The 14,217-nt window shown below is 49.5% G+C and carries 14 protein-coding genes and 1 tRNA gene; 7 read left to right on the forward strand and 8 right to left on the reverse strand.

The annotated features are described in order from the left end of the window. Window positions 1-141: 141 nt before the first annotated feature. The 4 genes from CRO03_RS09030 to rpsU all read right to left on the reverse strand — a co-directional run bounded on the left by CRO03_RS09030 (window position 142) and on the right by rpsU (window position 4,755). A tRNA-Ile gene (locus CRO03_RS09030) sits at window positions 142-218 on the reverse strand. Window positions 219-707: 489 nt separating this feature from the next. Beyond that, complete coding sequence (gene rpoD, locus CRO03_RS09035; RefSeq protein ID WP_097111319.1) at window positions 708-2,549, reverse strand: RNA polymerase sigma factor RpoD; 1,842 nt, start codon at window positions 2,547-2,549, stop codon at window positions 708-710. 86 nt (window positions 2,550-2,635) lie between these two features. Beyond that, a complete protein-coding gene (gene dnaG / locus CRO03_RS09040; protein WP_097111320.1) occupies window positions 2,636-4,393 on the reverse strand; it encodes a DNA primase in 1,758 nt (585 codons plus the stop codon). 146 nt (window positions 4,394-4,539) lie between these two features. Continuing rightward, window positions 4,540-4,755 (reverse strand): 30S ribosomal protein S21, encoded by a 216-nt coding sequence (rpsU, locus tag CRO03_RS09045; RefSeq protein ID WP_019675131.1) that lies wholly within the window; start codon window positions 4,753-4,755, stop codon window positions 4,540-4,542. A 238-nt stretch (window positions 4,756-4,993) separates the two neighbouring features. Between rpsU and tsaD the strand changes: the two genes are divergently transcribed. Continuing rightward, complete coding sequence (gene tsaD / locus CRO03_RS09050; RefSeq protein WP_097111321.1) at window positions 4,994-6,007, forward strand: tRNA (adenosine(37)-N6)-threonylcarbamoyltransferase complex transferase subunit TsaD; 1,014 nt, start codon at window positions 4,994-4,996, stop codon at window positions 6,005-6,007. Between the two features lie 181 nt (window positions 6,008-6,188). On the opposite strand, the gene plsY is transcribed toward tsaD, so the two are convergent. Beyond that, window positions 6,189-6,794 (reverse strand): glycerol-3-phosphate 1-O-acyltransferase PlsY, encoded by a 606-nt coding sequence (plsY, locus tag CRO03_RS09055; protein ID WP_097111322.1) that lies wholly within the window; start codon window positions 6,792-6,794, stop codon window positions 6,189-6,191. 137 nt (window positions 6,795-6,931) lie between these two features. On the opposite strand from plsY, the gene folB reads away from it, so the two are divergent. Genes folB through CRO03_RS09070 form a run of 3 tightly spaced genes read left to right on the forward strand, consistent with a single transcriptional unit; the run spans window position 6,932 to window position 8,612 of the window. Further along, window positions 6,932-7,312: a dihydroneopterin aldolase gene (folB, locus tag CRO03_RS09060; RefSeq protein ID WP_097111323.1), complete on the forward strand. Its 381-nt coding sequence runs from the start codon at window positions 6,932-6,934 to the stop codon at window positions 7,310-7,312. Beyond that, entirely contained in the window at window positions 7,312-7,809 is a 498-nt protein-coding gene (folK, locus tag CRO03_RS09065) for a 2-amino-4-hydroxy-6-hydroxymethyldihydropteridine diphosphokinase (RefSeq protein WP_097111324.1), read from the forward strand. Before folB ends, folK begins: the two co-directional genes overlap by 1 nt. Then, window positions 7,806-8,612: an undecaprenyl-diphosphate phosphatase gene (locus CRO03_RS09070; RefSeq protein ID WP_097111325.1), complete on the forward strand. Its 807-nt coding sequence runs from the start codon at window positions 7,806-7,808 to the stop codon at window positions 8,610-8,612. Before folK ends, CRO03_RS09070 begins: the two co-directional genes overlap by 4 nt. A gap of 25 nt (window positions 8,613-8,637) precedes the next feature. On the opposite strand, the gene CRO03_RS09075 is transcribed toward CRO03_RS09070, so the two are convergent. Beyond that, window positions 8,638-9,858, reverse strand: coding sequence for a multifunctional CCA addition/repair protein (locus CRO03_RS09075; RefSeq protein ID WP_170948987.1), 1,221 nt, complete (start codon window positions 9,856-9,858; stop codon window positions 8,638-8,640). A 79-nt stretch (window positions 9,859-9,937) separates the two neighbouring features. Here CRO03_RS09075 and CRO03_RS09080 point away from each other — a divergent pair, with 79 nt between their 5' ends. Together CRO03_RS09080 and CRO03_RS09085 are read left to right on the forward strand one after the other, a co-directional pair. Then, on the forward strand, window positions 9,938-10,873 hold the full coding sequence (locus tag CRO03_RS09080) for an ExeA family protein (RefSeq protein ID WP_097111327.1): 936 nt from the start codon (window positions 9,938-9,940) through the stop codon (window positions 10,871-10,873). Window positions 10,874-10,903: 30 nt separating this feature from the next. Then, window positions 10,904-11,647, forward strand: coding sequence for a general secretion pathway protein GspB (locus CRO03_RS09085; RefSeq protein WP_097111656.1), 744 nt, complete (start codon window positions 10,904-10,906; stop codon window positions 11,645-11,647). 11 nt (window positions 11,648-11,658) lie between these two features. Here the strand turns inward: CRO03_RS09085 and CRO03_RS09090 are convergent, their stop codons facing one another. Then, entirely contained in the window at window positions 11,659-12,804 is a 1,146-nt protein-coding gene (locus tag CRO03_RS09090; protein ID WP_097111328.1) for an HD-GYP domain-containing protein, read from the reverse strand. Between the two features lie 267 nt (window positions 12,805-13,071). On the opposite strand from CRO03_RS09090, the gene CRO03_RS09095 reads away from it, so the two are divergent. Then, window positions 13,072-13,569, forward strand: coding sequence for a winged helix-turn-helix transcriptional regulator (locus tag CRO03_RS09095; RefSeq protein WP_097111329.1), 498 nt, complete (start codon window positions 13,072-13,074; stop codon window positions 13,567-13,569). 14 nt (window positions 13,570-13,583) lie between these two features. Here CRO03_RS09095 and CRO03_RS09100 read toward each other — a convergent pair whose 3' ends face one another. Continuing rightward, window positions 13,584-14,201: a TIGR04211 family SH3 domain-containing protein gene (locus tag CRO03_RS09100; protein ID WP_097111330.1), complete on the reverse strand. Its 618-nt coding sequence runs from the start codon at window positions 14,199-14,201 to the stop codon at window positions 13,584-13,586. Window positions 14,202-14,217: the final 16 nt, after the last annotated feature.

Genomic DNA, 14,217 nt, shown 5'->3' on the forward strand with positions numbered 1-14,217 from the left:
GGCGCTGCGTGAAACGGTGGACCCAGTTGGGTGAAACGAGCGTAGTAACAAAGTATTGCTTTGTGCGAGTTGAACGCGTAGCAGCTTTAGCTGCAAGAGGGAATAGTTCGCTGAGGGTTAACATGAAAGCGTAGCTTGAAATGGTGGCCCCAGCTGGACTCGAACCAGCGACCGATCGATTATGAGTCGAGCGCTCTAACCAACTGAGCTATGGGGCCATGTTAAACTTTTTACTGAGGTGCCAGGGTACATCCTGTAGCCTCATTCCGGCTCGACCATCCACGGTCTCGCCTTCGTGTCTTTCGGCGTGACGTTAAGTCACCCCTCATCGCCTAATGGCGACCGCCCCTCAGCCAACTCAGCTATGGGGCCATGTTAAACTTTTTACTGAGGTGCCAGGGTACATCCTGTTGCCTCATTCCGGCTCGACCATCCACGGTCTCGCCTTCGTGTCTTTCGGCGTGACGTTAAGTCACCCCTCATCGCCTTGCGGCGACCGCCCCTCAGCCAACAGAGCTATGGGGCCACACTATCGCTATATTGCTGTGCAACATGAAGCGGCAGGCAGTATAAAAACTTTTGTTCGCTTTGTCATCCGGCTTGTTAGGCTAAGTGCAGTTAATTGCTGCTTTTTTAGGCTTTAAGCTGTTTTAAATAACAAAGGCGCCGGTTGGCGCCTTTGTTTGTGTAGCTGCACTATCCGAAGTTTACTCGTCCAGGAAGCTTTTTAATACTTCTGAGCGAGAAGGGTGGCGCAATTTACGCAGTGCCTTGGCTTCAATCTGACGGATCCGCTCACGGGTTACGTCAAATTGCTTACCTACTTCTTCCAGGGTGTGGTCGGTATTCATATCAATACCAAACCGCATCCGCAGTACTTTGGCTTCGCGGGCGGTTAAGCCGGCCAGTACTTCGTTAGTGGCGTTTTTCAGGCTTTCCATGGTGGCAGAATCTAACGGTGATTCACCGCCGGCATCTTCAATAAAGTCGCCCAGATGCGAATCTTCATCATCGCCAATCGGGGTTTCCATGGAAATAGGCTCTTTGGCTATTTTTAACACCTTACGAATTTTGTCTTCCGGCATTTGCATCCGCTCTGACAATTCTTCTGGTGTTGGCTCGCGCCCCATCTCCTGCAACATCTGGCGGGAAATCCGGTTTAGCTTGTTGATGGTTTCAATCATATGCACCGGGATCCGGATGGTGCGGGCCTGGTCAGCGATAGACCGGGTAATGGCCTGCCGGATCCACCAGGTGGCGTAGGTTGAAAACTTATAACCACGACGGTATTCAAATTTATCAACCGCTTTCATCAGGCCGATGTTGCCTTCCTGAATTAAGTCAAGGAATTGCAAACCGCGGTTGGTGTATTTCTTAGCAATAGAGATAACCAGACGCAAGTTGGCTTCAACCATTTCTTTCTTGGCGCGGCGGGCTTTGGCTTCGCCTATCGACATACGGCGGTTAATATCTTTAATTTTAAAGATACTTAAGCCGGTTTCTTCTTCAACTTTTTTCAGTTTCTCAACGCTGCGAACCAAATCTTCGCGCATTTCTTCCAGGCGCACTGAATAACCTTTGCCGGCTTTAATTTCAGCATCGATCCAGGCAGTGGAGTTTTCATGGCCGGTAAAAGCTTTCACGAAGGTTTTCTTCGGCATTTTGGCGTATTCAACGCAATGCTTCATTAACAGCCGTTCCTGGATCCGTACCCGGTCCATCATTTCACGCATGTTTTTAACCAGGCGATCGAATTGCTTTGGTACCAGACGGAAGCAGCGGAACACTTCACTTAATTTTTCAATTTCAGCTTTGGTGGTTGCGTGTTCGCGGCCATTTTGCTCGATGGAGTTACGGGTAACATCGTACTGGCTGCGCAGTTCGCCAAATTTAATCCGGGCTTCTTCCGGATCCGGACCGGTATCGGCTTCAGCATCGTCATCACTGTCGTCGTCATCACTGTCGTCGTTATCATCGTCCTGCTTATCTGCAGGCACTTCAGAGCCGATATGGCTGGCGATAACTGGCGCTTCATCAATTTCGTTAGGGTCGATAAAGGCAGAAACAATGTCGCTTAAACGAATTTCCTCTGCTTCAAATTTGTCCCATTGCTCCAGCAGGTAGGTAATGGCTTCCGGATACTCGGCGACCGAGGTTTGTACCTGATTGATGCCTTCTTCAATCCGTTTGGCGATGTCAATTTCGCCTTCGCGGGTTAACAGCTCAACGGTACCCATTTCCCGCATGTACATCCGTACCGGGTCGGTGGTGCGGCCAAGCTCTTTGTCGACACTAACCAGCGCCTGAGCGGCTTCTTCGGCAGCGTCTTCATCCGTAGAGGCGTCAGCCATTATCAAATCATCGGCATCGGGGGCGTTTTCAAACACCTGAATGCCCATATCATTGATCATTCGAATAATATCTTCGATTTGATCAGAGTCGATAATGTCTTGTGGAAGGTGATCGTTAACTTCGGCAAAAGTAAGATACCCTTGCTCTTTACCTTTAATGATCAGGAGTTTTAACTGCGACTGAGGACTTTGCTCCATAGAGACTTATCTTCCACCAATGTTGATTAATATAAAAATGCGAACTAGCGATTATAACAAACCGAAGCTTTTCTAGCCAGTCGGAGTTAGCTTGCTGGTCGCGGTTTTTTGCTTTTCAGTGCTTTTAGCAACAGCACATATTCACGTTGTTCGGTCTGGGTCAGCTGTTTTAGTTTATCTTTTCGTTCCAGTGCTTCCAGCCGTTGTTGCAGATATTGATCTTCAATCGAGTGGAACGTGTCCAGAAATTCGGCTGACAGCTGCTCCGGTTCTATCTGGTGTTGCCATGCTGCCAGTTTCAAAAGGATGGCATGCTCTGGCAGATCGCGCCAGTATTCCAGCAATTGCGCTGTGGTAAGCCCAGGCTTATCCAGTAAATGCTGCTGTACGGCCAGTAACAAATTAATACCCGGAATGTCGGCACTTGCCAATTCCGGCGCATGGGGCATGACATTTACCAGTTCCGGCGTTTGTAATAACAGAGCAATGGCCCGGCGCATTGGCGTCATTTTGATACTGGCTGGGGCTGGCCTTGCTTGTGGCCGGTTACTCACTGGTTTTAGCCGCTCGCTGGCCCGGCCTAACAAATTATTCAGTTTCTGCTGCAGGGTCTCCTGATAAAAGCTGCTGGGAATTTGCTTAATCAGTTCACTGCCTTTCACCATTAGTGCCGACTTGCCGCCGTCAGTATTGGCATCAAACTCTTGTAATAAATGCTCAAATAAATACTGGCTTAACGGCAGCGCTTGTTCTAACCGCGCCAAAAAGGCGGCTTTGCCCTCTTTTTGCACCAGAGAATCCGGGTCTTCACCGTCGGGTAAAAAAACAAAATTAAGCTCAACACCATCTTTTAATTGCGGCAGAGCATTTTGCAAAGCACGCCACGCGGCATCGCGGCCGGCTCGATCACCGTCATAACAGCAAATCACTTTAGGGCTATACCGAAACAAAGTATGCATTTGGTCTGACGTTGTGGCGGTACCGAGGCAAGCCACTGCAAAGCGGATGTCGTGCTCTGCCAATGCCACCACGTCCATATAGCCTTCTACCACCAGCACTTGCTTCAGATGGCCTGGCTGCTGGCGTACCTGGTACAAACCATACAGTTCACGGCCTTTATGAAACAAGCGGGTTTCCGGCGAGTTCAGGTATTTCGGCTGACCATCATTTAAAATACGGCCACCAAAAGCGATAACCCGGCCCCGTTTGTCGTGAATAGGGAACATCAGCCGGTCACGGAAAAAATCATACTCGCGGCCATTATCGTTGCGGTTTACCAGCTTCAGCTCTATTAGCTGTTCGCGCACCGCTCGCGGTTTGCCATTGCTTAGCTGTTTTAACACGCCGTCCCAGCCATCCGGCGCGTAGCCCAGCTGAAAGTCATTAATGGTTTGCGGCGATAAGCCCCGTTTTTGCAAGTATTGTTGCACTGTCGGGCCATTAGCATGTTGCTGCAGCTGCTGCTGGTAAAAATCGGCAGCTTGCTGCATCAGACTGTAATCGTCGGCCTGAGCCGCCGGACGAGCCGGCCCTTTGCCTTGCTCGCGTGGTACTTCCATATGCAGCTGTTTCGCCAGCTCTTCAATGGCTTCGACAAATTCCAGTTGCTCAAACTCCATCATAAAACTAATGGCATTGCCATGGGCGCCACAACCAAAGCAGTGATAGAACTGCTTATCGGGACTTACAGTAAATGATGGACTTTTTTCGTTATGGAACGGACAACAGGCAGCGTAGTTTTTACTACCTGCTTTTTTCAGCGGTACACGTTGGTCGATCAGTTCAACGATATCTGTTCTGGCAAGCAGATCATCAATAAACTGACGGGGTATTTGTCCTGCCACTGCTGTCCTTTTATATGGTTTCCAGAAAAAGACAAACCGTGCTCATAGAACACGGTGTGCAGATATCGGCCTTGCGCCTGATTGCGAACCTGCTGGTTAGAACCGCTATTGTGCGGTTGAGCAGGTTAACGCCGGTTGACTGTAACTTAGTACAGGCGGATCCGACGTGCATTCTCGCGAGAAAGCTTTTTAGCGTGACGTTTTACCGCCGCTGCTTTCTTGCGCTTACGAACCCAGGTAGGCTTCTCGTAAAATTCTTTTGCGCGTACATCAGCTAATACGCCAGCTTTTTCACAAGAGCGCTTAAAACGACGTAACGCTACGTCAAAGGGTTCGTTTTCTTTTACTTTAACAACAGGCATTAAATTCTCACCTCGGTCAAACTTGGTTATCTGTAACCAATTACGATTAAAAATGGTGCGGCATTTTACGCAAAAACCCCTACCAATGTAAAGCGAATAAGTGATCTTAAATCAGATCTTCTGGCTCTGACAGGGTGAAGTCGTTACAATGCGCGCGTTAAAGGCCGGCAAGTGTACCTGAACTTTCCGGCCAGATCCTACTATTTGCTGATTTTTTAACATGATTTCCGGGAAGACGATGCGCGTATTAGGTATAGAAACATCCTGTGACGAAACCGCGATAGCAATCTATGATGGCGAAAAAGGCTTATTAAGCCATGTGCTTTACAGTCAAATTCCGCTGCATGCCGATTACGGTGGGGTAGTGCCTGAGCTGGCATCACGTGATCATGTTAAAAAAACCCTGCCATTAATAAAGCAAGCACTACTGCAGGCCGGTACTAACGCCAGTGAGATTGACGGCGTTGCTTATACTGCCGGCCCGGGTTTAGCCGGTGCCTTGCTGGTTGGCGCTACTATTGGCCGCAGCCTGGCTTATGCCTGGCAAAAACCGGCATTGGCGGTGCACCATATGGAAGGCCACTTACTGGCACCTATGCTGGAAGATAACCCGCCGCCGTTTCCGTTTTTAGCGCTGTTAGTATCGGGTGGCCATACTCAGCTGGTAGGGGTAGAGGGTATTGGCCGTTATCAGTTACTGGGTGAGTCGATAGATGACGCGGCCGGTGAAGCCTTTGATAAAACTGCAAAGCTGATGGGCCTGGATTACCCGGGTGGCCCTTTGCTGGCCAAGCTTGCGTTAACCGGTGACAGTAAAAAATATAAGTTTCCGCGGCCAATGACTGACCGGCCCGGGCTCGATTTCAGTTTTAGCGGCCTGAAAACCTCTGCTGCTAATGTCATTGCCAAAGAGGGCAGCAGTGAACAGGTGCAGGCCGATATCGCTGCATCATTTCAGCAAGCGGTGGTGGATACCTTAGTAATTAAATGTGAACGGGCGCTGGAGCAAACCGGCTATCAGCGTTTGGTGATTGCCGGCGGGGTAAGCGCAAACCTGTCGTTACGCGAGCAACTTGCGGTGCTGTTAAAGCAGCGCGGTGGCGAGGTGTATTACCCGCGCAAAGAGTTTTGTACCGACAACGGTGCCATGATTGCTTATGCCGGTTATCAGCGGTTACAGGCCGGTCAGCAGCAAGACCTGACCATAGGCGTAACACCACGCTGGCCAATGCAGGATTTAGCGCCGGTCTGAATAGAGAAAGAACTATAGAGGTCGGGGTGTTGGCTTCGGTTGCAACTCCCGCTTTGGCTCGCCACAGCAACTCGCTCGCGCTGACGCACTCACTCAGACACTCTGTGGCGCCCAAATCGGGATTCCAACCTCGCTTTAATTGATGCATATAATCTTTATAAAAAGCTAAGAAGTGCTGAAATTACTCTCGAATGCGTTTAGACTTGTCCCACACTTTGCTTTCTTTGCCCTGATACAGCCGGACAATATTCTGGCGATGGCGGGCGATAATCAGAATGCTTAGCATCAGCACCGGTAGGGTATATAACGGTTTAATCCACCAGGTAAACAGCGGCGCCAGCGCGACAGTAATAATAGCAGCTAGCGACGAATAACCGCTTAGTGCAACCAGCAATACCCAGCTGGCAATTAACAGGCCGGCTAAGTCGAGGCCAATTGGCATCATAGCGCCAAAAGCGGTAGCAACAGCTTTGCCGCCCTTAAAACCAAAAAATACCGGATAAATATGGCCGAGGCAGGCACAGATGGCGATAGCACCCAGCCAGACCGGTTCGATTTGCAAAAAGTATGAGCCCCAGACCGGAATAGTGCCTTTCAAAATATCAAATAGTAAAACCAATACTGCCGGGAAAGCACCCCCGAGGCGCAAAACGTTAGTGGCACCGGGATTGCCAGAGCCATGAAAACGCGGGTCGGGCAGGCGAAATAACTGACAAACCAGCACTGCTGATGACACCGAGCCCACTAAATAGGCGGCGAACATCATAATAACAATCAGCAGGGTCATTTCGACGGTTCCTCAGCACCAGTTTTTGCGATAAGATTGCGGCTCGCTATACAGCAGCAGGATAAGGGTTTGGTGGCTTTTTACCTATCCGACCAGCCTACCTGAAACGAAAAATAACGCAATCCGGATTTAACTGAATGGACATAGTTTTTATAAAACAGCTACAAGTCGATACCATTATAGGGGTGTACGACTGGGAGAAATCCATTCTGCAGCGGTTGTTGCTTGACCTGGCCCTTACGGCAGACCAGCGTACGGCCGCTGCCAGAGACGATATCAGCCTGACGCTGGATTACGCCGTGATTGCCGAAAAAGTAACAACGCTGATAACCGCTGAGCCAATAGAGCTGATAGAAACGGTTGCCGAAAGAGTCGCTGAAATGCTGCTCACTGAATTTGCTACCAGCAAGGTGGAAGTCACTGTTAGCAAGCCCGGGGCAGTTGCCAATGCCCAAAGCGTTGGTGTGCATATTGTGCGCACTGCTCCGGTTACAACACCGCCGCAGGATTACGCTTAATGGCCCGCATTTTTATCAGTATTGGCAGTAATACAGACCGTGACCATTACATCCGGGCCGGGGTATTGTCACTGCAGCAGTTCTTCGGTGAGGTGCAACTTTCTTCGGTTTATGAAAGCGAAGCTGTGGGCTTTAATGGCGATGCGTTTTATAACCTGGTGGCTGCAACCGATACGGCGTTAACTATTGCCGATTGTGTGCAGGTACTAAAACAAATTGAAGACAGCCACGGCCGTATTCGTGGTGCTGAAAAATTCTGTGGCCGTACTCTTGATTTAGATCTATTGACTTATGATCAGGTGGTTTGTCAGCAGCCTATTACTCTGCCACGTGGTGAAATTACCTACAATGCTTTTGTGTTATGGCCAATGGCTGAACTGGCGCCAGCAGCAATTCATCCGTTGACTCAGCAAAGCTACGCCGAAATGTGGCAAGCTTACCCTAAAACAAAACAAAAAATCTGGCCTGTGCCTTTTACCTGGAGTGAATCTAATTGAGTACATTGGAAGTCATCATTTTAGCAATTCTGCAGGGCATAACTGAATTTTTACCTATTTCGTCGTCGGCTCATCTTATTTTGCCTTCTGCCATTTTCGGCTGGCAGGATCAGGGAATCGCCTTTGACGTTGCAGTACACGTAGGCACCCTGCTGGCCGTAATGCTGTATTTCCGCCAGGATATCGCTCGCTTAATGGTAGGCTGGGTGCAAAGTCTCGGTGGCCGGCACAGTACTGACAGTAAACTGGCCTGGTGGGTTATTTTAGCGACGATTCCGGCAGGGTTAGCCGGGTTACTGGCAGCCGATTACATTGAAAGCTATTTACGCTCGCCCTGGGTGCTGGCCGCTACTACTATTATTTTTGGATTAGCACTATGGTGGGCTGATGCTACCGCCAAACAGCAGCAGAGCATGGAACAACTTAATTGGCGCCAGGCACTTTTTATCGGAGTAGCCCAGGCGATATCGCTGATCCCCGGCACCTCGCGCTCAGGCATTACCATGACCGCCGCTATGTTGCTGGGGCTTGATAAAGTCAGCGCTGCCCGCTTTTCGTTTTTACTGTCGATCCCGATTATTGTATTAAGTGGGGGTTATCAGGCCAGCAAGCTTTTGGCTGAGCCGGAACGGTTTGACTTACCAGCTATTTTTCTTGGTATGGGCCTGGCGTTTATCAGTGCATTAATTTGCATTCACTTCTTTTTGAAAATTATCAGCAGGATGGGCATGCTGCCCTTTGTGATTTACCGGCTGCTGTTAGGAGTGGGGCTGATTATTTTTTTAAGTTGGTACGCGGTTTAACTTACTACCCGGTTTAAGTATTCGGTCAGGCCCGTTTTGCTGCGCTAATAGCGGCTAAGCGGGCCTTTTGCAATTCAGCCCCTATCGCCTCACCTTTCAGGCCTTTCGCTACTATTTCCCGCACATTAACCGCCAGTGCTGCATTTGCCAGTTGTTGCAGATAGTCAGCTTGCGGGTACTCCGCCTGTTCAAAGCCGGTTCGGCCGCGTAAATCAGCTTTACAGCACAACAGAATATCGTCTAGCCGCTGCGGTTTACGCCATAGATCAATACCATTAAATAGCTTTAACACCGTTGCCGGTTTTAATTCGCGGGTTTTATGCACAAGTTGATGATACTCGCAAACCAGCAGCGCCAATTCTTTACAATCATTGGGTACCCGCAGCCGCTGGCATAGCTGGTTAATTAATACCAGGCCAGTGTATTCATGGCCGTGATGAGAGGGCAGCAGCTCTGGTTTGGTCACCCCTTTGCCTAAATCATGCACCAGCGAGGCAAAGCGAATATCCAGCCGCTCAGATAACGCCGCCGCTTGTTCCAGCACCAGCAGGGTATGAATGCCGGTATCGATTTCCGGGTGCCATTTTTCCGGTTGCGGAACGCCCCACAGCGCTGCTAGCTCTGGCATCAGTGCGCTGAGCGCCTCGCAATTATACAACAGCTGAAAATAGGCAGCGGGGCTTTGGCTGCTAAGGGCTTTAGCGGTTTCCTGCCACACCCTTTCCGGGCTTAAGGTATTGAGCTCACCGCTTTCGCTAAGCTTACGCATTAACGCCAGCGTTTCGTCAGCAACGGTGAAACCTAAGTGGGCATAACGGGCATAAAAGCGGGCCACCCGCAGCACCCGCAGTGGGTCCTCTGCAAAGGCGTCTGAGACATGGCGCAATATTTTCTGTTCAATATCAGCGCGGCCATTATAGGGGTCGATATAATTGCCGGTACTGTCTTGGGCGATAGCGTTAATGGTTAAATCACGCCGTTGTAAGTCCTGCTCCAGCGTAACATCCGGTGCGGCATACACGCTAAAGCCGGTATAACCCTTACCATTCTTTCTCTCGGTTCGGGCCAGCGCATGTTCTTCTTTGGTTTGCGGGTGCAAAAATACCGGAAAGTCTTTCCCAACCTGTTGATAGCCGGCATCCAGCATTTGTTCCGGGGTAGCACCGACGACCACCCAGTCCCGCTCATGAAATGGATAGCCTAACAGCTCGTCCCGCACTGCTCCGCCCACAAGATATATCTGCACATGCTTTCCTGATTGCTTATTTTTTGCCATTATAGCGCCGTCAGTCTAATTTGCAGCGCTATTAACGCAGGATGCTTTGATGTATACCGGTTTTTTCGGTTTAACCAGCCCCCCTTTTTCCATTGCCCCGAATCCGGATTTTATGTATCTGGGGGCCAGACACACTGAGGCATTGGCTCACTTACGATATGGCTTGGGCGATGCCGGCGGCTTTGTGTTGCTCACTGGCGAAGTGGGCACCGGCAAAACCACTGTGTCCCGCTCGTTATTGCAGGAGCTGGATAGCAATACTGATGTTGCCTTTATTCTAAACCCGACCTTATCAGAGCTGGAACTGCTGGCCGCCATTTGTGATGAGCTCAGAATTCGTTATAAAAAAGCCGACGCCAGCTTAAAAATACTTGGTGATAAAATCACTCAGCGTTTGCAAAAGAATCATCAGGCGGGCAAGAAAACCATTTTAATAATTGATGAAGCACAGCACTTGCAGCCGGCGGTACTGGAGCAGTTACGGCTGCTTACCAACCTGGAAACCAATACCAGGAAATTATTGCAGGTTATTTTAATTGGCCAGCCAGAGTTACAACAGTTGTTACAGCGCAATGACTTGCGCCAGTTAGCGCAGCGGATCACCGCTCGCTATCATCTGCTACCACTGGATTTAAATGAAGTGCAGCACTATTTAAAATATCGCTTACAGGTAGCAGGCTGCAGCCGGCCTGTTTTCAGTCAAAAAGCGGTTGCTGCGCTTTATCAGCATAGTGGTGGCATTCCGAGATTACTTAATCTACTGGCTGATCGCGCCATGCTGGCCGCATACAGTCAGCAAATGCCGATGGTAGAAACGGCCCAGGTACAACGGGCGGCGACAGAGGTGTTGCCAATGAGTCAGTCAGCGGGTAATGCAGCTGTCAGGATGCCGTTACCGGGGTGGTTGTGGCCGGTACTGGCCGGCACTGGTATAGTGATCGGGTTTTTACTGGCGATGGTTTTACTGCCCGTATTTAAAGGCTAAGAAGTTAAGAGGTTAATGGTGTCAATTTTAATGGATGCACTGAAACAACAGGTAAAGCCGACCACAGCAGTAACGGGCTCGCAACCGGCTAATGGCTGGCGTACCCTGGCGCTGGCGCTGGGGTTCTGCCTGACGTTGCTACTGGGTTTTGCCCTGGCCAGCTGGTGGCAGAACACAAGGTTAGCTACTACAAGCAGCACGCCAACAATCGACCAACCTGCGCAACCTGAGCTAGCGGACAGTGCCAGTATCGTTGCGGCCCTGGTCAGTGCTGAACCAGAACCAGAACCTGCCGCAGAAATTAAGCCTCAGCAGCCTGTACAGGAGCAACTTGCAGCTGAACCTGAAGTGGTCACTATTACTGCGCCGCCACCCGAGCCAACCTCCCGGCCAGTTGCGGAGCAAACCGCTGCTGTATCACAGCCAGAGGTAGAGGTGTCAGATGAGTTGCGTCAGCGTTTTGCCTCGGCGATGGCAGCCAGTGAGGCGGATAACCGCCAGCCGAGCAAAGCGTTACGCGGCAATAGCGCACCGGCCCAAGATATCAGCGAACTGGCGCCGGCACTACAACAGCAAATTCCCGCCCTGCGATTTGAAGCTCATGTGTATGCCACGCAAAGCTCTCAGCGTTGGGTTAAGGTTAATGGCAAAAGCCTGCAGGAAGGGCAGTGGGTGACGGCTGACATTCAGTTGTATGAAATTACCCCGCATTTCGTTCTGCTGGAAATGGGTGAGGAATTATTCAGTATCGCAGCGCTGACTGACTACAAATAATAGCTGACAGGCTAAAGGTAGTTACGTACGTCAAGACCATACTTTTTCAAGTCTACACAGCCTTCAATATGCTCTTCCTGTTGCCGTGATAAGTCCATAACCTTGGGGGTAATGTGGTGCTGATGGACGCTGTGGTAAAACAATTTTACTTTTGGTTGAGTAGGCTTTTTCGGATTGTTTTCCAGCACCAGTGCTAACTTGCCGGTGGTTAATTTGACCACAGTTCCCGGCGGATACACACCAATACATTTAATAAACAGTTGCAATAAATCGGTGTCCAGCTGCAGCGGTGTCAGGCTCAATAAGTAACGCGAAGCCGCTAACGGACTCTGGTTGCTATTGGCCGGGTTAGTCAGTTTTTCATATTGATTAACGATAGCCAGCATCTGGCTGCCTTTGGCTATTTGATTACCCTTGATTGGCGGTGAACCACTGCCATCCAGCAAGGCGCAGTGCTGACTGATCCATAGCGATACCTGGCCGGCCAAATCTTTATTGCGTTGCAATGCCGCCAGGCTGGTGCCGATGGCAGCAGCATCGGGCTGGTTCATTAATTCCGGTTTCAGGGCTTTCCCCACATCATGCAACAAAGCAGCTGTGATAAGTGTTTTGCTGCGATCGCTGGGTAAATTAATAAACTTGGCAAAGGCCGCAATATATACCGCACAGTTAACGCTGTGTTGTAACAGACTGTCGCTTTGCTCAGCTATCCGGGTTAAACATAATAAAACGTCCTGATTACGACTTACCGAGTCAGACAAACCTGAACTCACTTCATGTACCAGCATTAAATCGATGGGTTGCTGACTGCGTGTGGCTTCTAATACCAGTTGTTGCACCCGCTGGCTTTGTAATAACGCTTTCTCGGCCCGAGGCCATTCGTCGGCGAATAAATGCCGTACTGGTACAGTGTCAGTTTCAGTTGGAGCTGGTGCAGCTTTTTCGGCAGGGGGGGCAGTTGATGGTTCTTCTGCGGTTAAAAATCTGGCGGGGTCAACCAGAACGGTCAGTACCCCTTTTGCCTGCAATTGGGCGATAGCTTGCTGGCTGCGAACCCAGCCAGCATGCTTAACGATAATATCACCGCGTTGCTCTACAACTTCAACAACATAGCTGCCAGGTCGCAGCTCTGTGACAGAGACTTTTTGATATGCCATCCAATTGCCAGCTTAAACCTATGCCAAAAAAGTTAAATAATTATACGCTAAACGACTTAACCGGACGTTAACGCTTCGATTAAAGGTCATTATCCTGCGGTTAAGTGGTTTTTCCAGCGCTATATAATTTGTTTAGCTAAAGCATAGCAAAAGCTGGCATTTTTGTTGTTTTAGTTTGTTATCCGGGGCCGGGTGGTCAGGCGGGTTATTTTTAGCAATTAACAGTATATAATCTGGCCAACAGTTCCTGAGCCTGACACTTGTATAATGACACTACCATTAAAACCAAAAAACCTGGATCGTATTGACCTCAATATTCTTGATACGCTGCAAAAAGAAGGGCGGATAGCCAATGTTGATCTGGCAAAGAAAGTAAATTTAAGTGCCAGCCCCTGTATTGACCGGGTAAAACGGCTGGAAAAAAGTGGTTATATCGAAGGTTATGGCGCCCGCTTAAATGCTGCTATGCTCGGCTTTGGTACCACCGTTTTCATTGAGATAACGCTGGATAATACCACCAGCGCGGTGTTTGATCGTTTTAAAGATGAGGTATTGAAAGTACCACATGTGGTGGAGTGCCATATGGTCGCGGGTGGTTTTGACTACCTGTTAAAATTGCGACTGCCTAATATGGATGCGTACCGGATTATTCTGGAACAAATTGTCGATTTACCCGGCGTAGTAAAGAATCATACCTACGTGGTGATTGAACAGGTGAAGCGGGATACCGGGCTGCCGCTGAAAGCCAACGACAGCCTCGGTTAATTTATTACATTAAATTACATCCAGCGTTCGCTTTCGCGACGTTTGGGCCACAAAGCGGGAAGTACTAAGCCAAAAATAAGACCAATTAACAAGATGGCGGAGCCGATAACCATTGGGTTTTGCCAGATACTGGTTTGGGTTGCTTCCAGTTGCGCTTTTAACTGTTCGTAGGAGCGGTTTGCCTGCGCCAACTGTTCCTGAGCGTTCTCCCGCTCGACAATAGCGGTATTCAGCTTGCTGCTTAAGTCATCGCGTTGTTGGCCCAGTTGCTGCAACTCGTCGCGCTGGCTGTTAAACTGGTTGGTCAGGGTTTCTAATTGGGTGACCAGACCTGGTGTGTAACTGACGTATTCTTTTGGTAACCAACCGGTTTTATTGTCTTCATATCTGATTTGAGCGTAGCCGCTATCACTGTCTTCACTAAGAAAAGTGACTTCCTGACCGGCATTGATAGTGCCTACTATCCGGTATTGATTACCCGGTCCTGAGTGCAGATAAACAAACAATGCGTCGCTGATGAAGGCAGGTTTTTCTGCAGCAGATTGCTGCGCCAGCAACGGCCAGCTTAATGTCATTAATACTAACGGCAGGAAAAATATCCGGGAAACAGAGCTGCGAAATAATCTAAACATAGGTATCCTAATCCAT

It is taken from the genome of Arsukibacterium tuosuense (genome assembly GCF_900215315.1).
In the GTDB taxonomy this organism is placed as follows: Bacteria; Pseudomonadota; Gammaproteobacteria; order Enterobacterales; family Alteromonadaceae; genus Alishewanella; species Alishewanella tuosuense.

What these genes read in the sequence shown, in the direction of transcription:
- rpoD (WP_097111319.1), bottom strand. Translation starts at nt 2,549, where the DNA reads ATGGAGCAAAGTCCTCAGTCGCAGTTAAAACTCCTGATCATTAAAGGT.
- rpsU (WP_019675131.1), bottom strand. Translation starts at nt 4,755, where the DNA reads ATGCCTGTTGTTAAAGTAAAAGAAAACGAACCCTTTGACGTAGCGTTA.
- folB (WP_097111323.1), top strand. Translation starts at nt 6,932, where the DNA reads ATGGACATAGTTTTTATAAAACAGCTACAAGTCGATACCATTATAGGG.
- CRO03_RS09100 (WP_097111330.1), bottom strand. Translation starts at nt 14,201, where the DNA reads ATGTTTAGATTATTTCGCAGCTCTGTTTCCCGGATATTTTTCCTGCCG.
- CRO03_RS09080 (WP_097111327.1), top strand. Translation starts at nt 9,938, where the DNA reads ATGTATACCGGTTTTTTCGGTTTAACCAGCCCCCCTTTTTCCATTGCC.
- CRO03_RS09085 (WP_097111656.1), top strand. Translation starts at nt 10,904, where the DNA reads ATGGATGCACTGAAACAACAGGTAAAGCCGACCACAGCAGTAACGGGC.
- tsaD (WP_097111321.1), top strand. Translation starts at nt 4,994, where the DNA reads ATGCGCGTATTAGGTATAGAAACATCCTGTGACGAAACCGCGATAGCA.
- CRO03_RS09095 (WP_097111329.1), top strand. Translation starts at nt 13,072, where the DNA reads ATGACACTACCATTAAAACCAAAAAACCTGGATCGTATTGACCTCAAT.
- plsY (WP_097111322.1), bottom strand. Translation starts at nt 6,794, where the DNA reads ATGACCCTGCTGATTGTTATTATGATGTTCGCCGCCTATTTAGTGGGC.
- CRO03_RS09090 (WP_097111328.1), bottom strand. Translation starts at nt 12,804, where the DNA reads ATGGCATATCAAAAAGTCTCTGTCACAGAGCTGCGACCTGGCAGCTAT.
- folK (WP_097111324.1), top strand. Translation starts at nt 7,312, where the DNA reads ATGGCCCGCATTTTTATCAGTATTGGCAGTAATACAGACCGTGACCAT.